The following is a 22,523-nucleotide window of genomic DNA, read 5'->3' as shown; positions in this document are numbered from 1 at the left end:
GACACGCTACGCCGGAGCGGGCACCGATTCCGAGGAGGCCCTCGCCGCCGCCTCCGCGCGGTCCCGCTTCTCCCGGCGCACCAGGATCACCCACCCCACCGGCACCCCGGCCGTGAACATCCACCACTGGACCGCGTACGCCATGTGCGCGCCGATCGACTCGTGGTCGGGGTCGCCCACCGGCTCCGGGCCGCCGTTCGCCGGGACCGGCGCGGTGAGTTCCAGGTAGCCGCCGAGGACGGGCTTTCCCAGGGACTCCGCCTGCCGCGTGCTGTTGATCAGCATCACCTGGCGGTCCGGCAGCCCCTTGCGGTCCCTGATCCCGCTGTCGCCGCTCGTCTCGTCGGCCTTCAGCCGTCCGGTGACCGTGACCTCGCCCGTGGGCGCGGCCGGCACCGGGGGGTAGGCGCGCGCGTCGTCGCCGCCCGCCACCCAGCCGCGGTTGACCAGGACGACCCGGCCGTCGCGCAGCACCAGCGGGGTGATGACGTGGAAGCCGACCTTGTCGTCGTTGCTGGTCCGCCGCCGGACCACGACCTCGTGCGCCGAGTCGTACGTGCCGGTGGCGGAGACCGCGCGCCAGTAGTCGGCCCGGGGGACGGTGTGACCGGGGGAGGTGAGCTCGGTGACGGGCACCGGCTTCCCGTACAGGTTCCTCGCGATCAGCTCGTTCTGCGCCACCCGGTGCTCATGGCGGTGGAACTGCCAGAAGCCCAGCTCGATCATCGCGGGGACGAGGGCGAGGGCGATGAGGGTCAGGCACACCCACTGCCGGGTCAGTACAAAGCGGTACACGCCCACGACGGTACCCCCAGCCGGGAAGACCCCGGCGGCCGGGTGGCCGTCCGGGGCGGGTCGGGGAACGACGGGTCGGGGGACGACGGGGAGTCAGACGCGATCGACGATGCCCGCCTTTCCGGCCGCGCGGGCGCAGTGCGCCCCGCAGTACCACTGCCCCTCGACGTCGACGCCCTGCCCGATGATCTGGACCCGGCAGTGCTCGCAGATGGGCGCCATGCGGTGAATGGCGCAGGAGAAGCAGTCGAAGACGTGCACCGCGCCCTGCGCGTGCACCTCGAAAGACATCCCGTAATCGTTTCCGCAGACCTCACAACGTGCCATGCGCCACAGGGTGGAACCGGACGGGCGGAGCGGGAAGGAGGGCGCCGGGCGAGTCGCCCGACGCTCACCCGTCTGCCGCAGCCACGTCCCGCAGCAGGTGGGTGAAGGCGACCTCGTCGACGACCGGGGTGCCGAAGGACTTCGCCTTGACCGTCTTCGAGGTCGAGGAGTCGGGGTCGTTGGTGACGAGCAGGCTCGTGAGCCGCGACACACTCGTCGCGACGTGCAGGCCGGCCTCGATCGCCCGGTCCTCCAGCAGCTCCCGGTCCACGGAGGTGTCCCCGGAGAACGCGATCCGCATGCCCTGCTTGAGCGGCTTGCCGTCCTCGAACCGCCCGGGATTGGGGTACGGGCACGCGGGCCGCTTGCGGGAGGCCCGCCAACTGGTCGCGCCGAACGGCCCCTGGTACCCGACCCGGGGCGCGGCCGGCGTGTCCGACCACTCCGTCAACGGGCGGCACTCCAGCAGGGGCAGCCGTACGTTGTCCCGCGCCGCCGCGTGCAGCGACGGACGGAAGGCCTCCGCGAGCACCCGCGCGTCGTCGAGCGCGTGGTGGGCGCGCTGCTGGACCACGCCGAAGTGCGCGGCGAGGGACGCCAGCTTGTGGTTCGGCAGCGGCAGGTTCAGTTCCTTCGACAGGGCGATGGTGCACAGCCGCTGGCGGACGGGCGCCGTCGCGGCGGCCCGCGCGTACTCCCGGGCGATCATCTGCCAGTCGAAGACGGCGTTGTGGGCGACGAGCACCCGGTCCGCGAGGCGACCCGCGAACTCCTCGGCGATGTCCTCGAAGAGCGGCGCGTCCTGGAGCATGGCGCTGGTGAGACCGTGGATCCAGACCGGGCCGGGATCCCGGCGCGGGTTGACCAGCGAGTACCAGTGGTCCTCCACATTGCCCTGGGCGTCGAGCCGGTAGACGGCCGCGGACACTATCCGGTCGTCGCGAGCGAGCCCGGTGGTCTCCACGTCGACGACCGCGTACCCCTGTGGGTACGCGGTCGGCCACATCGTCTCTGCGGTCGTACGGTCGTCGAGCATGGTCACAGAGGATATCGGCCCCGACTGACACCCGTGGCCCCGACGGGGTACCCCGGCCGCCGGCCCCGGGCCGCGACGAGGTCACCCGCCGCCGGCCGTTCGCGCCGACGGCGGGTCGGGCGTCGGGTCGGGCGTCGGGTCCGGTGTCGGGTCCGGTGGCGGGGACAGCAGCGCGCCCACGAGGGCCCGTACCGAGAGCAGGAACAGCCGTTCCGGGTCCGCCGGGCGGGCCAGGGCCCGGGCGAGCGCCGGGTCGTCGGGGGCGTCGGCGGGGTCCCAGAGCTCGCTCTCCGCGGGGGACTGGGCGGGCGAGCGCTCGCGGTTGCGCTCGACGAGCAGGAAGCCGACGATCTGGAACTGGATCGCGCGCACCGCGTCGGCGGCCCGCGCCCCGCGCAGGCCGGCGGCGTGCACCTCGTGGACCAGGGCCTGTTGGGCGGGCAGGAACATCCGCTCGGTGAGGCCGCGTTCGTGGACCATCGCGATCAGGTGCGGGCGCTCGCGCAGTTCCCGGCGCAGTGTCCGGGCCACGGAGAGGATCCGGTCGGCCGGGGCGCGGCCCGCTCCGGTTCCCCCGGAGGGGGCGCGGGGCAGGATCGCGCCCATGTCCCGGACGGTCCGCTCCACGAGGGCGTCGAGCAGTGATTCGCGGTTGCCGACGTGCCAGTAGATGGAGGTGACGGCCGTGCCCAGTTCCGCGGCGAGTTTGCGCATGGTGAGGGCCGCCGGGCCGTGCTGTTTGACCAGCGAGGCGGCCGCCTCCACCACCTCCTCGCGGGTCAGCGGGTTTCGGGCCATGGGGCAGGCCGCCAATCTGTCGAGCCGTCAGTTCTGATGCGTGCGTGGGTCTTTACCCTTCATCGTCGGCGGTGTAACTGTGTTACAGAACCCCCGGGAAACCCAGCGAAGGGTGGTACACCCATGGCACGCGTACGGTACGGAGCGCGCACCGAGGCGGAGATCGCGGCGTCGCGCGAGAAGAGTTCCAGGCTCCCGGACATCTGGTCCACCGGGGTGGTGGCGGTCTGGGAGAGCGACGCGGACGTGGTCGCGGCCGTCCTGCCGCCACCGCTCAAGCCGGCCGAGCGGCCCCTGGTACGGGCCAACATCAGCAAGGTCGACCTGCCCGGCTACCCGCTCGGCGCCGGCTCGGTGGCCGTCGCCGCCCGGCACGGCGAAGTCGAGGGCTGGTACCCGCTCGTCATGCCGATGACGCACGAGCGCGCCCTGGTCGGCGGCCGCGAGGTGTTCGGGGAGCCCAAGAAGCTGGGCGAGGTCACCGTCGAGCGGGACGGGCTCGTCGTACGGGCCGCCCTCGCCCGGCACGGGATCGCATTCGTCGAGGTGCGCGGGGCGGTGGACCGCGCGCTGCCCCTGCCCGAACCCACCGTCAAGACCGACTTCTACTTCAAGTTCCTGCCCGCCGTGGACGGTTCGGGCTTCGACGTCGAACCCGTCCTGGTGCACTGCACCCGCAACGAGAAGGTCCGCAAGCTGGAGCACGTCACCGGTGACGTGGTGCTGCGCGAGTCGATGTACGACCCCATCGCGGACCTTCCCGTACGCCGCCTGGTGGAGATCACCATCGGCGAGAAGACCACCGACCAGCGGGGCAGGGTCGTCGAGCGGGTCAGCGCCCAGGCCCTGCTCCCGTACGTCCACCAGCGCTACGACGACCCGATGCAGATCCTGGACGGCCCCCCGGAAGGCAGCGTCTGACATGCGACTCGAACCGGGACAGGTGGCCGTCGTCACCGGCGCCGCGAGCGGCATCGGCCTCGCCATGGCCCGCCGCTTCGCCGCCGAGGGGCTGAAAGTGGTCCTCGCCGACGTGGAGGAGGCCGCCCTGCGCAAGGCCGCCGACGCACTGGGGGCCGACGGCGCCGAGGTCCTCGCCCGACCCGTCGACGTCGGCGACCGGGACTCCGTGCTCGCCCTCGCCGACGCCGCGTACGAGACCTTCGGCGCCGTCCACGTCCTGTGCAACAACGCGGGCGTCGGCTCCGGCGCCGAAGGCCGCATGTGGGAACACGAACCCAACGACTGGAAGTGGGCCTTCTCCGTCAACGTCTGGGGCGTCTTCCACGGCATCCAGGCCTTCGTCCCGCGCATGCTCGCCGGCGGCGCACCCGGCCACGTCGTCAACACCTCGTCCGGCGACGGCGGCATCGCCCCGCTGCCCACCGCCTCCGTCTACGCCGTCACCAAGGCGGCCGTGGTCACCATGACCGAGTCGCTCTACGCCCACCTCAAGGCGGAGGGCGCCCACGTCGGGGCCTCCGTCCTCTTCCCCGGACCGCACATGCTGCGCACCGGACTGTGGGAGTCGCACCGCAACCGGCCCGATCGCTACGCGAAGGAACGGCCGCGCAAGTCCCCGTACCGCAGTCTCGACCAGTACGAGACGGCGATGCGCGAGGCGGGCCACGCGGTGGACTTCACCCCGGTCGAGGAGGTCGCCGAGCACGTCGTCGAAGGGATCCTCGCCGACCGGTTCTGGATGCTCCCGGCGAGCGAGCACAGCGACCGGCAGATCCGCGCCCGGTCGCGGTCGATGCTCGACCGCGCCAACCCGGCCTACCTGGAAAGTTTCATCCTCGACTGAGGAGCGTTCCTCGTGAGTGACACCCCGTACGAAGACCCGTACCTGATCATCTCCTCCGACTGCCACGCGGGCCTGCCCACCGAGCAGTACCGCCCCTACCTCGACAGCGCCTTCCACCGCGAGTTCGACGAGTTCCTCGGCCAACGCGACGCGCGCCGCGAGGAGGCCACCCGGCTCGGCGTGCGCAACGAGGCCTTCGCCGAGAAGTGGTTCCACGACCACGAGGAAGGCCTCAAGGGCGGCTGGGACGTGGGCCGGCGCCTGAAGGAACTCGACGGGGACGGCGTGGCCGCCGAGGTCGTCTTCCCCGACGCGGACGCCGTCGACAGCCAGACCGCCGCCCCCTTCGGAGTGGGCCTGGGCCTGTCCGGCGACCAGGACCCCGACCTGGGCATGGCGGGCGCGCAGGCCCACAACCGCTGGCTCGCCGAGTTCGTGTCGCAGAACCCCGAGCGGCACTGCGGCGTCGCGCTGCTGCCCATCACGGGCGAGCCCGCCAAGGTGGTCGCGGAGATCCACCGGGCCAAGGAGTCCGGGCTCGGCGCGTTGATGATCCCCTCGATGTGGGTGGACAAGGCGCCCTACCACGACCGCCGCTACGACCCGGTGTGGGCGGCGGCGGCCGAGACCGCGATGCCCGTCGTCACGCACTCGGGGGCCGCGCCCCGCCACGAGTACGGAGACCACCTCGGCATCTACGTCTCGGAGGTCACCTGGTGGCCCTCGCGGCCCCTGTGGTTCCTCCTGTGGTCCGGGGTCTTCGAACGGCACCCCGGCCTCAGGTTCGGCGTCGCCGAGTCCGGCTGCTGGTGGCTGCCCAACCAACTGTGGTTCATGGACCGGCTCTACCTCGGCGCGCACGGCGGCAAGAAGCTGTCGCCCTTCGCGGAGCTCAAGCGCCCGCCGAGCGAGTACCTGGACCGCCAGGTGTTCATCTGCGCCACGAACACCAAGCGGCGCGAACTGGCCCAGCGCTACGAGATCGGCGTCGACAACATCCTGTGGGGCTCCGACTTCCCGCACCCCGAGGGGACCTGGCCGCACACCCGCACCTGGCTGAAGAACACCTTCCACGACATCCCCGTCGACGAGACCCGCCGCATGCTGGGCCTGGCCGCCGCGGACGTCTTCGGCTTCGACACGACGAGGCTCGCCCCGATCGCCCGCCGGATCGGCCCCACGCCGGCCGAACTCGGCCAGTCCACCGACCAGGCGGCGGTGCGCGCCTCCTGGGCCCGCTCGCGGGAGGTGGGCCGACACTGGCTCACCGAACACGACTTCCCGACGCTGGGCCTCTCGTGACCGCGCCGGCCGAGGACCGCTACACCGTCGTCTCGGCGGACTGCCACGCGGGCGCCGACCTGCTGGACTACAGGCCGTACCTGGAGAAACGCCACCACGAGGAGTTCGACGCCTGGGCGGCCTCGTACGTCAACCCGTACGAGGACCTCCTCGCGGACACCGCCGACCGGAACTGGAACTCGCGCCGCCGGCTGACCGAACTCGAAGCCGACGGCATCGTCGCGGAAGTCCTCTTCCCCAACACGATCCCGCCCTTCTTCCCGACCGCCTCCCTGATGGCGCCGGCGCCCACCCGCGAGGAGTTCACCCTGCGCTGGGCGGGCCTGCGGGCCCACAACCGGTGGCTGGCCGACTTCTGCGGCGAGGCCCCGGGGCGGCGCGCCGGCGTCACCCAGATCCTGCTGAACGACGTGGACGAGGCGGTCAAGGAGATCCGCCGCACCCGGGACGCCGGGCTGACCGGCGGCATCCTCCTGCCGGGCGCGCCCCCGGGCAGCGGCGTCCCCGAGTTGCACTCCACCGCCTACGACCCCATCTGGGCGGTGTGCGACGAACTGGAGGTCCCGGTCAACCACCACGGCGGCTCGGCCTCGCCCCCGCTGGGGGACGAGCCGGCGGCCCGGGCGGTCTTCATGGTGGAGACCACCTGGTTCTCCCACCGCGCCCTGTGGCACCTGATCTTCGGCGGCGCCTTCCACCGGCACCCGGGCCTCAGGCTCGTCCTGACGGAACAGGGCTCCGGCTGGATCCCGGGCGTGCTGGAGATGCTGGACTACTACCACGGCCGGCTGGTCGCCGCCTCGGCCACCGCGGAGGCCAAGTTCGGCGCGGGCCTGGCCCGGTCCATGGGCAGGGGCCCGAGCGAGGTGTGGCGGGAGAACTGCTTCGTGGGGGCCAGCTTCATGCGCCCCCACGAGGTCCCGCTGCGCCACCGGATCGGCCTCGACAAGATCATGTGGGGCTCCGACTACCCCCACGACGAGGGCACCACGCCGTTCTCCCGCGAAGGCCTCCGCATCGCCTACGCGGGCCTGCCCCGCGAGGAGGTGGCCGCGATGGTCGGCGGGAACGCGGCCCGCGTGTACGGCTTCGACCTGACCCTGCTGGACGCGGTCGCCGCGAAGTGCGGCCCGCTGGTCTCGGAGGTCGCCGAACCCCTGACGGAGATCCCCCCGGGCGCCACCAGCCCGGCCTTCGCCCGAGGGGGCTCGGTCCGGGTCTGGTGACCGGGCGGTCCCGCCGGAGCGGCTCAGTCCCTGCGCACGAGCCACTCCGGCGAGATCCGCTCCGCCCCGCTCACGTTCGTACCCCGGTGCACCTCCACCACCAGGCCCTCCAGGTCCGCGAGCGGCGACAGGTCCACCGTGCCCAGGCACTCGCTCAGCACCAGCCGCCGCAGCCCGCGGAACGCGCGCAACGGCTCCAACGTCCCCTCCAGCGCGCACCTGATCAGCGTCAGCCGGGTCAGCCGCTCGTACGGCAGGAGCGCCTCGACCGCCACCGGCGCGGCATGCCGGATCTGCAACCCGTCCAGGTCCGGCAGCGGCAGTTCCCGCGTCAACTGCCGGTACTGGCCGCTCCCGGCGATCGTCAGCGTCCTCACCCCGGGCCACCGGTCGATCCCGTCCAGCGTCATCCGACGGGCACCCTGCCAGATGTGCAGCGCGGCCAGGGTCCCCGCCGCCGGGACGTCCCCGATCCGCCGCTGCTCCGGCTCGAAACCGATCACCAGGGAGCGCAGCCCCCGGGCCCCGGCCAGCGGGGCCAGCGACAGCCCGTCCCGCAGGTACCCGAAGGCGAGGCTGTCCGCCGCCAGCTCGGTCACCACCTCGACCCCCGTCACCTGCGGGCAGTCCAACACCCCCAGGTGCCGCAGCGTCGCATGCCCGGCCAGCGGGGACAGGTCGCTCAGCCCCGGATTGCGGTGCATGACCAGCCACTCCAGTTCCCGCCGCTCCGAGATCGCCGGCGGGATCGGGCCGTCCCAGGTCAGGTGCACCCGGTGGATGTGCCGCAACCGCTCGTAGGCCGCCAACTGCTCGGCCGTGCGGATGTGCAGGTGGCCCTCGCGCACGGGCGCCCCGGACAACACCGCCTCCGCGTACGCCTCGTTGGGGAAGCGCCCCCACGAGTCGGACAGCTCGTGCACCACCTCGTACCGGTCGTCCGACCGGAACCCCGCGATGACCTGGAGCGCCCGGTCCCCACCGACCAGCGCGGCCGTCCGGATCGTAGCGGCGGCCTCGTCCTCGGTGAGGTCGGCCGGCTCCGGCAGCAACTCCAGGACGAGTTCGCCCGCCTTGGCCAGCTCCTCGGCCTGCGCGGCCGAACGCGGCGGAAGCAGGTGCGCCGTACGGGCCTCCACCTCGTGCCAGACCTCCGGGTCCAGCTCCGGGGCGTGCTCCAGGCAGGCCGCCGCCAGCAGCACCAGCCGACTGCGGTCCTGTTCGTTCTCGTCGGCCCGGCGCAGCAACTCCCTCAGCAGATGAGCCCGTTCATCGGGTCTGGCGTGCCCGACCGCCATCCGGACCACGTCGTCCCAGGTGTCCTCGTGCGCGTTGCGCACCAGCACGCCGAAGTCCCGGGCCTCCACGGCCGCCTTCGCCCCCAGGTAGTCCTGGAAGACGCGGTGCACGAACTGCACCGAATCCGGGACCGGTTCCCTGAGCAGGCCGCTGCGGATCAGCAGGTGCCGGAACACCTTGCGCGCACTGCCCTGCGCCCGGACCTGCGGCATCGCGTCGAGCCACTCGCCGACCATCTCGATCGCCTCCTCGAAGGAGGCCACCAACTGCCCGTTGCGGATGAGCCAGTACGCCAGCCGTTGGAGCAGTACCGTCTGCTCGTCGCGGCTGAGGTAGACCCCCTCGACCCCCGCTATGTCCCGCTCGGTGTCCCGGCGGACCAGGAGCATGTCCAACGCGGCGTCGTACAGCTCCTTGCGGGCCCGCGGCAGGTGCATGCGGCGGTCCCGGTTCAGGGCGCACAACAGGGCGCACATCAGCGGATTGGTGGCCAGTCGGCCCAGGTCCCGGCGCGTGCTCACCGCCTGGATGAGCGACTTCTCGTACGTGTCGAGCTGCTCGCGCTCCTGCCCGGAGACGCCCTCCGCGCGGGCGGAGTCGTGCCAGTGCGTGATGAAGGCGCCGACGCCGTCCCGCTCCATGGGCAGCAGCGACAGGGGGGAGAAGCCGTGCCCGGTCAGCCAGTCCTCCGGAACGGCCGAGGGGCGGGTGGTGATCACGAACCGGGCCGTGGGATAGGCGATGAGCAGGGCCCGCAGCCAGGTCTGCGTCCGGTCGCGCAGGCGGGGCGGGACCTCGTCCACCCCGTCGACCAGGACCAGCGCCCGTCCGGCGGAGAGGAGGGACTCCACCCAGCCGTCCGGCGCCCGCAGCGGCACCCCGGTCGCGCTCAGCCAGTCCTGCGGCATCGGCAACCCCGCCGGGGAGTTGAAGGACCGCAGCGGCAGGACGAACGGGACCAGCAGGTTCCAGTCCCGCAGTCCGGGGCCGAAGGTGCGTCGGGCGGAGTTCAGCGCCAGCCACTGCACGAGGGTGCTCTTGCCCGAGCCGGCCGGACCGCGCAGCAGCACCCGCTCCGAGGCGCCCAGGGCCAGTTCGGTGCTCATCGGTGTCGCCCGCCCCGGCTCCTCCAGGAGCTGCTCGCCGCTGACCGCCAGGCTGATGTACGCCCGGTCCAGCGGCCACTCCCGGCGGGCCTGGCTGAAGGTCAGCCCGAACAACTGGAGCCGCCCGTGCGCCTCGGCGATGTAGCGGCCGTACCGCTCCTCGAAGGCGAGCGCGGCGCCGTCGCCGGTGTGCGAGAGCCGGTCCACCGCCCGGGCCAACTCGGCCATCGCGCGCACCAGTTCCACATCGGCCCGGGCCGAGAATCCCGGCAGGGTCGTCGCGTACTCCACCACGTGCGTGCAGCAAAGCTCGACGAGCCGGCGGTGGACGGACTCCGCTGCCTCGCTCAGCCCCGCCGCGCGCGGTGACGGGATCGCCGCCGCGAGCGCCGCCGGTTCCAGGTCCGCGGCGAAGAGGGCGTCCGCGTCCAGCCGGCCCACCGCGGCGAAGGTGTCGGCCACGGACTCCACGACGGCCGCCCGTTCGTGGTCCGGCAGCCGGGCCGTCTCCTCGCCCAGGCGGGAGGCCAGGGTGCGGGCCAGCCGACGGATCTCGGGCTCACCCAGTTCCGTCGGCCGGCGCAGGCGGCCGGCGGGACGGACGGGGTCGGCGGTCAGGCCCGCCCCGGGGGCCCGGGCGAGGAGGGACTTCAGCAGGGTGGTCGCCGCGGTGCCCGCGACCCGTAAGAGAACCGTCTCGAAACCTGTCATCCCCTCGCCTTCCCCGTGACCCCGCCATCATCGCTCGAACCGTCGGTAACACCGATGGATACCGATCGGTAACAACCTCTAGCGGCGGCCCCGAGGCCCCCTCTATGGTGCGGACATGCCGAACCTGCCCGATGTCGTGCTGTGGTCCATACCGGCCTTCGTGCTGCTCACCGTCATCGAGGTGGTCAGTTACCGGCTCCATCCCGACGAGGACGCCGCCGGCTACGACACCAAGGACGCCGCCACGAGCATCACCATGGGGCTGGGCAGCATCGGCTTCGACCTGCTCTGGAAGATCCCGGTCGTCGCGGTCTTCACCGCCGTCTACGAACTCACCCCGCTGCGCGTGCCGTTCCTGTGGTGGACCGCCCTGCTGATGCTCCTCGTCCAGGACTTCCTGTACTACTGGCAGCACCGTCTCCACCACGTGATCCGCATCCTGTGGGCCTGCCACGTGGTCCACCACAGCAGCAAGCGGTTCAACCTCACCACCGCCCTGCGCCAGCCCTGGACCAGCGCCACCACCTGGTGGTTCTACCTGCCCATGGTGGCGCTCGGCGTCCACCCGGCGGCGATCCCGTTCTGCTACGGAATCAACCTGCTCTACCAGTTCTGGGTCCACACCGAGCGCATCGGGAAGCTGCCGCGGCCCTACGAGTACGTCTTCAACACCCCCTCCCACCACCGCGTCCACCACGCCTCGCAGGGCGGCTACCTGGACCGCAACTTCGGCGGCATCCTGATCATCTGGGACCGTGTGTTCGGGTCCTGGGTCGGGGAGACCGACCGGCCCGTCTACGGGCTCACCAAGAACATCGCCACCCACAACCCGCTGCGCGTGGCCACCCACGAATACGCCGCCATCGCCCGCGACGTACGCGCCGCCGGAAGTTGGAGCGAGCGCGCCGGCCGGGTCTTCCGCGGCCCCGGCTGGCAGCCCGCGGCGGGCGCCCTACCCGCCCAGGCCGCCCCTGCCGCCGGTCCCGCCCCCGGCTCCCCGGTCGGCGAACCCGCACCGGCCCCGCAGCCCTCCTCGCAGGCACAGCAGGCACAGCAGGCCCAGCAGGCACAGCAACCCCAGCAGGCCCCCGCCTCCGAGCACGCCGCGTGAGCGCCACCGAGTCCCGCACCCCGTCCTGGGCGCGGGTCACCGCCCCCGATGGCGGACGACGGGCCCTCGTCGGCCGGATCGCCCTGGCCGCGTTCGCCGTCGCCGCGGCCGTCGACCTCGGCTCGCTGCTCGCGGACTGGCACCTCGGGCACGTCATCGCCAAGCCCCTGCTGATGCCACTGCTCGTCGCCCACGTGATCGCGCTCGGGGCCCCCCGACCGCTGGTCGCCGCCCTGCTGTTCGGTTGGGGCGGGGACCTGGCCCTGCTCTTCGACGCCGACATCGCCTTCCTGATCGGCATGGGCTCCTTCGCCCTCGGACACGTCTGCTACCTCGTCCTCTTCGGCCGGCGCGCCACCAACCCGCTCCTCGGCGCCGCCTACGCCCTGGCCCTGATCGGCACCGTCGCGCTGCTCTGGAGCGACCTGCCCGCCGAACTGCGCGTCCCCGTCGCCGGATACAGCCTGCTGCTCACCGCCATGGCCCACCGCTCCAGCGCCCTGGGGGCGCGCGCCGGGATCGGTGGGGCGCTGTTCCTGCTGTCCGACACCCTCATCGCGACCGGGGTCGCCGAGTGGCCCCAGTTGCCCCGCCCCGACTTCTGGATCATGGCCACCTACCTGGCGGCCCAATACCTGCTGGCCACCGGCGTGCGCGCCCGGGGGGCAGGCGTACGGTAGGGGGGCCCACAAGGCGGGCTCTGCCCGGGCCAGGCCACCCCCGATCCGGAGGACTGCACCACCATGCGCGCCACCGTCATCCACGCCCCGCACGACATCCGCGTGGAGGAGGTGCCCGACGCCGCGATCCGGCGTCCCGAGGACGCCGTCGTCCGCGTACTGCGCGCCTGCATCTGCGGCAGCGACCTCTGGGCTTACCGCGGTGAGGCCGCGCGCGAGCCCGGCCAACGGATCGGCCACGAGTTCCTCGGCATCGTCGAGGAAACCGGCTCCGCCGTCACCGACCTGCGCGCCGGCGACCTGGTCGTCGCCCCCTTCATGTGGTCCGACGGCACCTGTCACCACTGCGTCGAGGGCCTCCACACCTCCTGCGTGGACGGCGGCTTCTGGGGCTCGGTCGGTCACGACGGCGGCCAGGGCGAGGCCGTCCGCGTACCGCACGCCGACGGCACCCTGGTCAAGCTGCCCGCCGACGCGGCCTCCGACGACCACCTGCTGACCGCTCTGCTGGCGCTGTCCGACGTCATGGGCACCGGCCACCACGCGGCGCTCGGCGCCGGCGTCCGCAAGGGCTCCACGGTCGCCGTCGTCGGCGACGGCGCGGTCGGCCTGTGCGGCGTCCTCGCCGCGAAGCGCCTCGGCGCCGACCGGATCATCGCGCTGGGCCGGCACACCGCGCGCACGGACATCGCCAGGCTGTTCGGCGCCACCGACGTCGTCGCCGAGCGCGGCGAGGCCGCCGAGGCGGCCGTCCGCGAGCTGACCGCGGGCCAGGGCGCGCACGCGGTCATCGAGGCGGTCGGCACCGAGCAGTCGATGCGCACGGCCGTCGACATCACCCGTGACGGCGGGGCCATCGGCTACGTCGGCGTCCCGCACGGCAGCGGCACCGGCCTGGACCTCGGCGTGATGTTCGACCGCAACCTGACCCTGCGCGGCGGCGTCGCGCCGGTGCGCGCGTACATCCCGGAGCTGCTCGCGGACGTGCTCAGCGGCGCGATCGACCCGTCCCCGGTCTTCGACCGGTCGATCTCCCTGGACGAGGTCCCGGACGGCTACCGCGCGATGGACGACCGCAGCGCGCTCAAGGTGCTCATCAAGCCGTAGGCGTCACACCCGGCGCGAACGCGGGGCGCGACGCGAGGGGGCCGGCCGGGGGAGCACCCCGACCGGCCCGCCGCACGTGTGCCTCGTGCCTACTTCTCGTGCCTACTTCACGGCGCGGAGCGCGTTCACCACGCCGGAGCCGTAGTAGGCGGTCTGGCCCCACTTGCTCGTGCAGGTGGTGGCGTCGATCAGCGCGCCGGCGCCGTCGTAGATCTTGTCCGGGCAGGCCTGCTTCGTGGCCTGGGCCTTCAGCAGCGCCTGGAGCTGCGACGGGGTGGCCGAGGGGTGCTTGCTCTTGAGCAGCGCCACGACGCCCGCGACGTGCGGGGCGGCCATCGAGGTGCCCTGCTTGTAGCCGTAGCCACCGCCCGGAAGTGTGGACAGCACCCGGCCGTTGGCGTCCGGCGTGGCCGGCACCTGCCACTTGTCGCCACCGGGACCGGCGACGTCGGCGACGCCCAGCCCGTAGCTGGAGTAGTACGACCGCAGGCCCTGGTCGCCGGTGGCGGTCACGGTGACCACGCCGGGGAGCTGGGTGGGAAGGTCGAGGCAGACCTTCGGGTCGATGGTGCGCGGCACGGGAGTGGTGTCGTTCGGGCTGGTGGTGTCCTCGATCGAGGGGCCGGCCAGGTCGTGGTCCGAGTTGCCCGCCGAGGCCACGCTCAGGACGCCCTTGCGCTCCGCGTACTTCGTCGCCCGCGCGATGGCCTCCACCAGCGCCTTCTGGTCGTCGTCCGACTTGCAGGTGTAGTTCCACGGGTCGACGTAGTAGCTGTTGTTGGTCACCTCGATCCCCTTCTCGGCGGCGAACATGAAGCCGCAGACGACGGCCTCGGTGTAGAAGAGGCTGGTCCCGGGCTCGCTCACCTTGATCGCGGCGACCTTCACGCCGGGCGCGACACCGCTGATGCCGAGGTCGTTGCGCGCGGCGGCGATGGTGCCCGCGACGTGGGTGCCGTGGTCGCTGCCGTCGGCGTACGGGCGCCAGGCGCCCTCGGTGGTGTCGGGGACGCCGCCCACGCAGTTGGCGGACTGGCCCTTGGAGAAGTTCGGGGCGAGGTCCGGGTGAGTGTCGTCCACACCCGTGTCGATGACGCCCACCGTCACGTTGCGGCTGCCGTCGTTGATCTTGTGGGCCTCGTCGGCCTTGATCGCCCGAAGGTCCCACTGGTTCGACTCCAGCGGCTCCTGGCCCGGCGCGGCCTTCGCCGCCGCCTTCGCGGCGTCCGCCGCGCTCAGCCGCTGGGTCGCGCCCTCCTCGGTGGTCTGCACCGGCGACAACGGGGCCGTCCGGGTGGCACCGACCGACACGAACAGGCTGCGCTGGGCGCGCAGTTGCTTGGCGAAGTCGGGGTTCTGGGAGTGCGCGACGACGACCCCGATCTGCTCGTGCGAGGTCACCACCGTTCCGCCGGCCTTCTCGATGGCCTTCTTCGCCTGCTTCACCGTCCCGTACGCGGTCAGGTTCGCCACGTACGACAGCTTGGGGCCGGAGGTGTCGGGCTTGGCCGTCGCCACCGTGTCCGCCGTGTTGCCCAGCGGGGCGGCGGACGCCGCGACGGAGGGGAGGAGGGCGAGCGAGGCGGTGAGTGCCAGTCCGACCGGAACGGCGAGTGCGCGCCGCCGGTGACCGGTTCCCAGGTGAGCCATGGGTTCTCCACATCATCCTGAAAAAGGCCGTGCGGGCACGGTTGCGCCCGACGGGTTCATGACACAGGAACCTAGTGCTGCCGTTCGGTCTTGCGCCATCAGTTCGAGGAATCAGTTTCCGATGAATCAGCGGGGGTTGAACCGTCTCGACACGCCGTCCGTGCCGTTGACAGGGGGGATCAGCGTCACCGTCCCCCTCGCACGGAGGTTGTTTTGTCCGTCGTCCCCCCTGCACCCGCGCCACAAGGAGAGCCCCCCGTGACCCTCGAAGCAGCAGCCCCACCACCGCCCGGCGGCGCGGGGCCGCACCATCCGGCCGGCCCCACCGCCGAAGAGTTCACGAGTGTCCAGCGCAGCCCCGAGTTCGCCGAACTGCGCGGCTCCCACCGCTCGTTCGCCTTCCCGCTCACCGTCGCGTTCCTCGCCTGGTACCTGCTCTACGTGCTGCTGTCCAACTACGCGGGCGGCTTCATGGGGACCAGGCTCTTCGGGAACATCAACGTGGCCCTCGTCCTCGGCCTCGGCCAGTTCGCGACCACCTTCCTGATCGCCTGGCTGTACTCGCGGCACGCCGCCGCCAAGCTCGACCCCAAGGCCTCGGCCATCAAGGCGCGGATGGAGGCCGGGGAATGACCACGCCGTTCGACCCGACGACGGCCCCGGCCCTCGCCGCCGGAGCCACCGAGCACCGGCCGCTGATCATCACCCTGTTCGGGCTGTTCGTCGTCGCCACCCTGATCATCACCGTCTGGGCCGGCCGTCAGACCAAGGGCGCCGCCGACTTCTACGCGGGCGGACGCCAGTTCACCGGCTTCCAGAACGGCCTCGCGATCTCCGGCGACTACATGTCCGCCGCCTCCTTCCTCGGCATCGCCGGAGCCATCGCCCTCTTCGGCTACGACGGCTTCCTCTACTCCATCGGCTTCCTGGTCGCCTGGCTCGTGGCGCTGTTGCTCGTCGCCGAACCGCTGCGCAACTCCGGCCGCTACACGATGGGCGACGTACTGGCCTTCCGCATGCGCCAGCGGCCCGTGCGCACCGCCGCGGGCACGTCCACCATCGTGGTCTCGATCTTCTACCTGCTCGCCCAGATGGCCGGCGCGGGCGTCCTCGTCTCCCTGCTCCTGGGCATCACCAGTGACGGCGGCAAGGTGGCCGTGGTCGCCCTGGTCGGCGTACTGATGATCGTCTACGTGACCATCGGCGGAATGAAGGGCACCACCTGGGTCCAGATGGTCAAGGCGGTCCTGCTCATCGCGGGCGCCCTGCTGATCACCCTCCTGGTGCTGATCGAGTTCCACTTCAACGTCTCGGAACTGCTGGGCAAGGCCGCCGAGAACAGCGGACAGGGCGTCAAGTTCCTGGAGCCCGGGCTCAAGTACGGCAAGGACGCGACCACCAAGCTGGACTTCCTCTCCCTCGGCCTCGCCCTCGTCCTGGGCACCGCCGGCCTGCCGCACATCCTGATCCGCTTCTACACCGTTCCCACGGCGAAGGCCGCCCGCAAGTCCGTGAACTGGGCCATCGGCATCATCGGCGCCTTCTACCTGATGACCATCGCCCTCGGCTTCGGCGCCGCGGCCCTGCTCAAGCGGGCCGACATCCTGGCCTCCAACAAGGCCGGCAACACGGCCGCCCCGCTGCTCGCCCAGGAGATCGGCGGCGGCGCCGACTCCACCGGCGGAGCGATCCTGCTCGCCGTGATCTCCGCGGTCGCCTTCGCCACCATCCTCGCGGTCGTCGCGGGCCTCACCCTGGCCTCCTCCTCGTCCTTCGCGCACGACATCTACGTGAACGTCATCCGCAAGGGCAAGGCCACCGAGAAGGAGGAGGTCAGCGCCGCCCGCTGGTCCACCGTGGTCATCGGCGCCGTCGCCATCGGCCTCGGCGCCCTCGCCCGCGACCTGAACGTCGCCGGCCTGGTCGCCCTCGCCTTCGCGGTCGCCGCCTCCGCCAACCTGCCGACGATCCTCTACAGCCTCTTCTGGAAGCGGTTCACCACCCAGGGCGCGCTGTGGTCCATCTACGGCGGCCTGATCTCGGCCGTCGGCCTCGTCCTCTTCTCCCCGGTGGTCTCCGGCAAGCCCACCTCGATGTTCAAGGACGCCGACTTCTACTGGTTCCCGCTGGAGAACCCGGGGCTCATCTCCATCCCCCTCGGCTTCTTCCTGGGATGGCTGGGAACCGTCCTGTCCAAGGAGAAGGCCGACCCGGACAAGTTCGCCGAGTTGGAAGTCCGCTCCCTGACCGGAACAGGCGCTGTCTGAGATCCACCGAACACCCAGCGTGGCCGTGTCGTACTTCCCTACGACACGGCCACGCCGTGTCTCGTTCGTTCGGGCATCCCTGCGCGGGGGAGCCGTCGCGTAGGCTCGAAGACGGCGCATGCGCTCTCGTTCACCGCAGCGCGACCTCTACGACCGGACAGGGGGAGGGGGCCCACCGTGCTTCTCGACACTTATGGCCGCGTGGCCACTGACCTGCGCGTCTCACTTACCGACCGGTGCAACCTGCGCTGTACGTACTGCATGCCCGAGGAGGGCCTGCAGTGGCTCGGCAAGTCCGACCTGCTCAGCGACGACGAGATCGTCCGGCTGATTCGGATCGCGGTGACCCGGCTCGGCATCACCGAGGTGCGATTCACCGGAGGGGAACCGCTGCTCCGCCCCGGCCTGGTCGGGATCGTGGAACAGTGCGCGGCCCTGGAGCCCCGCCCCAGGATGTCCCTCACCACCAACGGCATCGGCCTCAAGCGCACCGCACAGGCACTCAAGGCGGCCGGCCTGAACCGAGTGAACGTTTCGCTGGACACCCTGCGGCCCGAGGTCTTCAAGACCCTCACCCGCCGCGACCGGCACAAGGACGTCATCGAGGGCATGGCCGCCGCCCGCGACGCCGGGCTGACCCCCGTCAAGGTCAACGCCGTGCTGATGCCGGGACTCAACGACGACGAGGCCCCGGACCTCCTCGCCTGGGCCGTGGAGAACGAGTACGAGCTCCGCTTCATCGAGCAGATGCCGCTCGACGCCCAGCACGGCTGGAAGCGCGACGGCATGATCACCGCGGGCGACATCCTCCAGTCCCTGCGCACCCGCTTCACCCTCACCGAGGAAGGCGCGGACGAACGCGGCTCCGCCCCGGCCGAACGCTGGGTCGTCGACGGCGGCCCGGCCACCGTGGGCGTCATCGCCTCGGTCACCCGCCCCTTCTGCGGGGCCTGCGACCGCACCCGGCTGACGGCCGACGGCCAGATCCGCACCTGCCTCTTCGCCACCGAGGAGTCCGACCTGCGGGCCGCCCTGCGCTCGGGCGCCCCGGACGAGGAGATCGCCCGCCTGTGGAAGGTGGCGATGTGGGGCAAGAAGGCCGGATCCGGTCTCGACGACCCGACCTTCCTGCAGCCCGACCGCCCGATGTCCGCCATCGGCGGCTAGGCGGTCTCCCGAAGACCTCAGCGCCTCCGGAAGGCTCGGACCGGCTACCGCCGGTCCGAGCCTTCCGGCTGTACCCACTCGTCGAGCCTCACGACGTCCTTGAGGAAACCGCGGACCCCCAGGAATTGGGAGAGGTGCTCGCGGTGCTCCTCGCACGCCAGCCAGGTCTTCAGCCGCTCGGGCGTGTGGAGGGTCGGGTTGTTCCACGCCAGGACCCAGACCGCCGCGTCACGGCAGCCCTTGGCCGAGCAGGTGGGAGCGGCGGCGGGTGTGTTGGTGTCCGTATCAGGGGAGTTCACGCCTCAACCCTACAAACGGAAGGGCGACGCCGAGCAGCCACGGGGGGAGCTGCCCGGCGTCGGTCCGTCGCTCCGACGGGGGATGCGGAGCGCGTAGGCAGTATGTCACGCACGACCCGGTGCGGTGCACTGGAACTTCATGATTGATCTGAGGTTTTCTTGAGGTTTCCGGGCTCCAGTGCGGGGAGCACGGGAGCCGGCACGAAGTGCGAGGGAAGGGAGGGCGTCGACTCGCGGCCGGCGTTCGCGATGACCACGGCGACGTACGGCAGCAGGGCCCCCGCGACGAGCGTCACGATCGCCACGTGGCGCTCCACGTTCCACAGGATCACCGTGGCGATCACCGACAGGGTCCTGATCACCATTGAGATGACGTACCTGCGTTGTCGGCCCCGCACGTCCTCGGCGAGCCCCATCCGCGCCCCGGTGATCCGGAAGACCTCGTCGCTTTTCCGCTTGGTCCGCTGCACGTTTCCACCATCCGATCCACCCGCCGGACACGCCCGGGCCCGGAGGCTTCCACCGTACGCCGCTCCGCCGGCGAGGAGGAGAGGGGGTGGGCCTCGGCCGTCCCCGTGGGCGACCCCCGAATGGCGCGGTCCGAAGTGCGCGGTGGGCCGGCCCGGCCGAGACTGGGCGCACATGCGCACAACGCGCCAGGAGGAGGCTCGACATGGAATGGGTTTGGGCGATCATCGTCGGTTTTGTGCTGGGCCTGATTGCCCGGGCCATCCTGCCGGGCAAGCAGCACCAGCCACTCTGGCTGACCACCATCTTCGGCATCCTCGGAGCGCTCCTCGGCAACGCCGTCTCCCGGTGGATCGGCGTCGAGGACACCAAGGGCATCGACTGGATCCGCCATCTGCTGCAACTCGCCGGGGCGGTCCTGATCGTCGGCCTGGGCGACATGCTCTACCTGGCCATCCGGGGCAACAAGCGTCACACGGCCTGAACCCCACGAAGGGGCCGGCCCGGACCACGCGTCCGAACCGGCCCCTTCGTCATGCCGTCACCGGGTCACCCCGTGCGAACGGATCAGCCCGTGACCTCGACCGCGGCCAGGTTCTTCTTGCCGCGGCGCAGCACCAGCCAGCGCCCGTGCAGGAGGTCCGCCGCGGCGGGCACCGCGTCCTCGGCGGTGACCTTCACGTTGTTCACGTAGGCACCGCCCTCCTTCACGGTCCGGCGACCGGCGGACTTGCTGGCGACCAGGCCCGTCTCGGCGAGGAGGTCCACGACCAACCCCGGCTCGGCGACCCGGGCCCGCGGCAGCTCCGACAGGGCCGCGGCCAGCGTGGCCTCGTCCAGCTCCGTCAGCTCGCCCTGACCGAACAGCGCCTTCGACGCCGCGATCACGGCCGCGCACTGGTCGGCGCCGTGCACCAGCGTCGTCAGCTCCTCCGCGAGCGCCCGCTGCGCGGCGCGCGCCTGCGGCCGCTCGGCGGTCTGCGCCTCCAGCTCCTCCAGCTCCTCGCGGGACCGGAAGGACAGGATGCGCATGTAGGTCGAGATGTCCCGGTCGTCCACGTTCAGCCAGAACTGGTAGAACGCGTACGGGGTGGTCATCTCCGGGTCGAGCCAGACGGCGCCGCTCTCGGACTTGCCGAACTTGGTGCCGTCCGCCTTGACCATCAGCGGGGTCGCCATGGCGTGGACGTGTGCGTCCGGCTCCAGGCGGTGGATCAGGTCGAGCCCGGCCGTCAGGTTGCCCCACTGGTCCGAGCCGCCCTGCTGGAGCGTGCAGCCGTAGCGGCGGTACAGCTCCAGGAAGTCCATGCCCTGGAGCAGCTGGTAGCTGAACTCCGTGTAGCTGATGCCCTGGTCGGACTCCAGCCGGCGGGCCACCGAGTCCTTCGTCAGCATCTTGTTCACGCGGAAGTGCTTGCCGATGTCCCGCAGGAACTCGATGGCGGACAGGCCCGCCGTCCAGTCCAGGTTGTTCACCATGACCGCGGCGTTCTCGCCCTCGAAGGACAGGAACGGCTCGATCTGCGCACGCAGCCGGCTCACCCAGTTCGCGACCGTGTCCGGGTCGTTCAGGGTGCGCTCGGCCGTCGGACGCGGGTCGCCGATCTGACCCGTGGCCCCGCCGACGAGAGCCAGCGGACGGTGCCCGGCCTGCTGGAGCCGGCGCACGGTGAGCACCTGCACCAGGTGCCCCACGTGCAGCGAGGCCGCGGTCGGGTCGAAGCCGCAATAGAACGTGACGGGACCGTCCGCGAAGGCCTTGCGCAGCGCTTCTTCATCGGTGGACAGCGAGAACAGCCCGCGCCACTTCAGTTCGTCGACGATGTCCGTCACGGTTGTGACTCTCCTTGAGCGAGATGAAACAGGGTGCTGAGGGGTTCCCCGCCAGTCTAGGTGCGCGGGGAACCTCCCCCGACTCCCTCGTCGGCTCAGACGCCCTGGCTGACCGAGCTCATGTTGAAGTCCGGGATCCGCAGCGCCGGCATCGCGGCCCGGGTGAACCAGTCGCTCCACTCGCGCGGCAGGGTCTTCTCGGTCCGGCCCGCCTCGCAGGCCCGCGACAACAGGTCCACCGGGGACTCGTTGAAGCGGAAGTTGTTGACCTCCCCGACGACCTGCCCGTTCTCCACCAGGTACACGCCGTCCCGGGTCAGCCCGGTGAGCAGCAGCGTCGCCGGGTCCACCTCCCGGATGTACCAGAGGCAGGTCAGCAACAGACCGCGCTCGGTCGAGGCGACCATCTTCTCCAGCGAGCGGTCGCCGCCGCCGTCCAGGATCAGGTTCCCGAAGCCGGGGGAGAGCGGCTGCCCGGTCAGCTCCGCGCTGTGCCGGGTCGTCGTCAGTCGGGCCAGCTCGCCCCCGCTGATCCACTCGGTCGCCGGGATCGCGAGGCCGTTGTCGAAGACGGAGGCGTCGTCGCCCGAGCTGTGCGCGATCACGAACGGCGCCGACTCCAGGCCCGGCGCGTACGGGTCGCTGCGCAGGGTCAGCGGCAGCTCGGACAGCTTCTCGCCGAGCCGGGTGCCGCCCCCGGGCTTGGAGAAGACCGTCCGGCCCTCCACCGCGTCCCGGGCCGCCGCCGACCACATCTGGTAGATCATCAGGTCGGCCACCGCCGTCGGCGGCAGCAGGGTCTCGTACCGCCCCGCGGGCAGCTCGATCTTCCGCTCCGCCCAACCGAGGCGCACCGCGAGCTCCGCGTCCAAGGCCGTGGGGTCCACGTCCGTGAAGTCCCGGGTGGAGCGCCCCGCCCACGCCGACCGCAGCCGGTCGGGGGACTTCGCGTTCAGCTCCAGCGTGCCGTTGGGCTGGTCGTGGCGCAGCCGCAGGCCCGCGGAGCTGCCGATGTACGTGGAGACCAGCTCGTGGTTGGCGAATCCGTACAGCTCGCGCCCGCCCGCACGGGCCCGGGCGAAGGCCTCGCCGAGCTCCGGGGCGAACCGCGCGAACACCGCCGAGGAGGTCTCGGCGGGGCCCTCGGTGAAGTCCGGCGAGGCCGGCACGCCGGTCACCAGGGGCTGCGCGTCCTCGGCCGAGGCGCCACCCCGCGCGGCCTCCTCGGCGGCCCGCACCAGCGGCTCCAGCTCGGCGGCGGTGACGGCGGAGCGCGAGACGACCCCCGAGGCCGTGCCCTCCTTGCCGTCGACCGTCGCGATGACCGTCAGGGTCCGGCCGCGGGTGACGCCGTTCGTGGTGAGCGCGTTGCCCGCCCAGCGCAGGTTGGCGCTCGACTCCTCGTCCGCGATGACGACGCAGCCGTCCGCGGTGGACAGCTCCAGCGCGCGCTCGACGATCTCGTGCGGCTTCGTGCGGCTCATCGGCCGGCCTCCTGCGTGGTGTTCAGACGGTGCCGTCCCGGGGGGCGACC

The 22,523-nt window shown here is 71.8% G+C and carries 21 protein-coding genes; 11 read left to right on the top strand and 10 right to left on the bottom strand.

Annotated features, from left to right (window positions below):
- Positions 1 to 6 precede the first annotated feature (6 nt).
- The 4 genes from ACIRO3_RS21815 to ACIRO3_RS21800 form a co-directional block, all read right to left on the bottom strand.
- The gene (locus tag ACIRO3_RS21815) at positions 7 to 795 is read right to left on the bottom strand and encodes an SURF1 family protein (RefSeq protein ID WP_365999752.1); all 789 of its coding nucleotides are present in this window, start codon (positions 793 to 795) and stop codon (positions 7 to 9) included.
- Between the two features lie 93 nt (positions 796 to 888).
- Complete coding sequence (locus ACIRO3_RS21810; RefSeq protein WP_361775145.1) at positions 889 to 1,122, bottom strand: hypothetical protein; 234 nt, start codon at positions 1,120 to 1,122, stop codon at positions 889 to 891.
- Positions 1,123 to 1,186: 64 nt separating this feature from the next.
- Positions 1,187 to 2,164 (bottom strand): DEDDh family exonuclease, encoded by a 978-nt coding sequence (locus ACIRO3_RS21805; RefSeq protein ID WP_361974603.1) that lies wholly within the window; start codon positions 2,162 to 2,164, stop codon positions 1,187 to 1,189.
- Between the two features lie 75 nt (positions 2,165 to 2,239).
- Positions 2,240 to 2,956 carry a TetR/AcrR family transcriptional regulator gene (locus ACIRO3_RS21800; RefSeq protein WP_404139169.1) on the bottom strand — a complete coding sequence of 239 codons (717 nt, stop codon included), beginning with the start codon at positions 2,954 to 2,956 and terminating at the stop codon, positions 2,240 to 2,242.
- Between the two features lie 123 nt (positions 2,957 to 3,079).
- Here ACIRO3_RS21800 and ACIRO3_RS21795 point away from each other — a divergent pair, with 123 nt between their 5' ends.
- From ACIRO3_RS21795 to ACIRO3_RS21780, 4 genes are read left to right on the top strand one after another with little or no spacing between them, the layout of a single operon-like run.
- Positions 3,080 to 3,877 carry an acetoacetate decarboxylase family protein gene (locus tag ACIRO3_RS21795; protein WP_365999755.1) on the top strand — a complete coding sequence of 266 codons (798 nt, stop codon included), beginning with the start codon at positions 3,080 to 3,082 and terminating at the stop codon, positions 3,875 to 3,877.
- Position 3,878: 1 nt separating this feature from the next.
- Positions 3,879 to 4,763, top strand: a complete 885-nt coding sequence (locus ACIRO3_RS21790; protein WP_404139166.1) for an SDR family NAD(P)-dependent oxidoreductase — start codon at positions 3,879 to 3,881, stop codon at positions 4,761 to 4,763.
- Positions 4,764 to 4,775: 12 nt separating this feature from the next.
- Entirely contained in the window at positions 4,776 to 6,065 is a 1,290-nt protein-coding gene (locus tag ACIRO3_RS21785) for an amidohydrolase family protein (RefSeq protein ID WP_361775160.1), read from the top strand.
- A complete protein-coding gene (locus ACIRO3_RS21780; protein ID WP_404139164.1) occupies positions 6,062 to 7,291 on the top strand; it encodes an amidohydrolase family protein in 1,230 nt (409 codons plus the stop codon). Before ACIRO3_RS21785 ends, ACIRO3_RS21780 begins: the two co-directional genes overlap by 4 nt.
- A 23-nt stretch (positions 7,292 to 7,314) precedes the next feature.
- Here the strand turns inward: ACIRO3_RS21780 and ACIRO3_RS21775 are convergent, their stop codons facing one another.
- Entirely contained in the window at positions 7,315 to 10,407 is a 3,093-nt protein-coding gene (locus tag ACIRO3_RS21775) for an NACHT domain-containing protein (RefSeq protein WP_404139161.1), read from the bottom strand.
- Between the two features lie 115 nt (positions 10,408 to 10,522).
- On the opposite strand from ACIRO3_RS21775, the gene ACIRO3_RS21770 reads away from it, so the two are divergent.
- The 3 genes from ACIRO3_RS21770 (at position 10,523) to ACIRO3_RS21760 (ending at position 13,305) form a co-directional block, all read left to right on the top strand.
- Complete coding sequence (locus ACIRO3_RS21770) at positions 10,523 to 11,518, top strand: sterol desaturase family protein (protein WP_404139158.1); 996 nt, start codon at positions 10,523 to 10,525, stop codon at positions 11,516 to 11,518.
- Entirely contained in the window at positions 11,515 to 12,198 is a 684-nt protein-coding gene (locus ACIRO3_RS21765) for a lysoplasmalogenase (RefSeq protein WP_404139155.1), read from the top strand. The genes ACIRO3_RS21770 and ACIRO3_RS21765 overlap by 4 nt, the downstream gene beginning before the upstream one ends.
- A 63-nt stretch (positions 12,199 to 12,261) precedes the next feature.
- Positions 12,262 to 13,305, top strand: coding sequence for a zinc-dependent alcohol dehydrogenase family protein (locus ACIRO3_RS21760; RefSeq protein WP_404139152.1), 1,044 nt, complete (start codon positions 12,262 to 12,264; stop codon positions 13,303 to 13,305).
- A gap of 102 nt (positions 13,306 to 13,407) precedes the next feature.
- Here the strand turns inward: ACIRO3_RS21760 and ACIRO3_RS21755 are convergent, their stop codons facing one another.
- Positions 13,408 to 14,955 (bottom strand): S8 family peptidase, encoded by a 1,548-nt coding sequence (locus tag ACIRO3_RS21755; protein WP_404139149.1) that lies wholly within the window; start codon positions 14,953 to 14,955, stop codon positions 13,408 to 13,410.
- Between the two features lie 258 nt (positions 14,956 to 15,213).
- Here ACIRO3_RS21755 and ACIRO3_RS21750 point away from each other — a divergent pair, with 258 nt between their 5' ends.
- From ACIRO3_RS21750 to moaA, 3 genes are all read left to right on the top strand, one after another.
- On the top strand, positions 15,214 to 15,588 hold the full coding sequence (locus ACIRO3_RS21750) for a DUF485 domain-containing protein (protein WP_361775174.1): 375 nt from the start codon (positions 15,214 to 15,216) through the stop codon (positions 15,586 to 15,588).
- On the top strand, positions 15,585 to 17,222 hold the full coding sequence (locus ACIRO3_RS21745; protein WP_404139145.1) for a cation acetate symporter: 1,638 nt from the start codon (positions 15,585 to 15,587) through the stop codon (positions 17,220 to 17,222). The genes ACIRO3_RS21750 and ACIRO3_RS21745 overlap by 4 nt, the downstream gene beginning before the upstream one ends.
- 177 nt (positions 17,223 to 17,399) lie before the next feature.
- Positions 17,400 to 18,389: a GTP 3',8-cyclase MoaA gene (gene moaA / locus ACIRO3_RS21740; RefSeq protein ID WP_361974631.1), complete on the top strand. Its 990-nt coding sequence runs from the start codon at positions 17,400 to 17,402 to the stop codon at positions 18,387 to 18,389.
- Between the two features lie 44 nt (positions 18,390 to 18,433).
- On the opposite strand, the gene ACIRO3_RS21735 is transcribed toward moaA, so the two are convergent.
- Together ACIRO3_RS21735 and ACIRO3_RS21730 are read right to left on the bottom strand one after the other, a co-directional pair.
- Complete coding sequence (locus ACIRO3_RS21735; RefSeq protein WP_361775180.1) at positions 18,434 to 18,688, bottom strand: hypothetical protein; 255 nt, start codon at positions 18,686 to 18,688, stop codon at positions 18,434 to 18,436.
- Between the two features lie 137 nt (positions 18,689 to 18,825).
- Positions 18,826 to 19,104, bottom strand: a complete 279-nt coding sequence (locus tag ACIRO3_RS21730) for a DUF3099 domain-containing protein (RefSeq protein ID WP_404139621.1) — start codon at positions 19,102 to 19,104, stop codon at positions 18,826 to 18,828.
- Between the two features lie 257 nt (positions 19,105 to 19,361).
- Between ACIRO3_RS21730 and ACIRO3_RS21725 the strand changes: the two genes are divergently transcribed.
- Positions 19,362 to 19,640 carry a GlsB/YeaQ/YmgE family stress response membrane protein gene (locus tag ACIRO3_RS21725; RefSeq protein WP_361775186.1) on the top strand — a complete coding sequence of 93 codons (279 nt, stop codon included), beginning with the start codon at positions 19,362 to 19,364 and terminating at the stop codon, positions 19,638 to 19,640.
- An 83-nt stretch (positions 19,641 to 19,723) separates the two neighbouring features.
- On the opposite strand, the gene tyrS is transcribed toward ACIRO3_RS21725, so the two are convergent.
- Both tyrS and ACIRO3_RS21715 read right to left on the bottom strand, forming a co-directional pair.
- Entirely contained in the window at positions 19,724 to 20,989 is a 1,266-nt protein-coding gene (gene tyrS / locus ACIRO3_RS21720; protein WP_361775189.1) for a tyrosine--tRNA ligase, read from the bottom strand.
- A gap of 95 nt (positions 20,990 to 21,084) precedes the next feature.
- The gene (locus ACIRO3_RS21715; protein WP_404139139.1) at positions 21,085 to 22,473 is read right to left on the bottom strand and encodes a metallopeptidase TldD-related protein; all 1,389 of its coding nucleotides are present in this window, start codon (positions 22,471 to 22,473) and stop codon (positions 21,085 to 21,087) included.
- Between the last annotated feature and the right edge of the window lie 50 nt (positions 22,474 to 22,523).

This window comes from Streptomyces sp. NPDC102278 (genome assembly GCF_044766345.1).
GTDB lineage: Bacteria > Actinomycetota > Actinomycetes > Streptomycetales > Streptomycetaceae > Streptomyces.
This window is presented reverse-complemented; position numbering and strand designations above follow the sequence as displayed.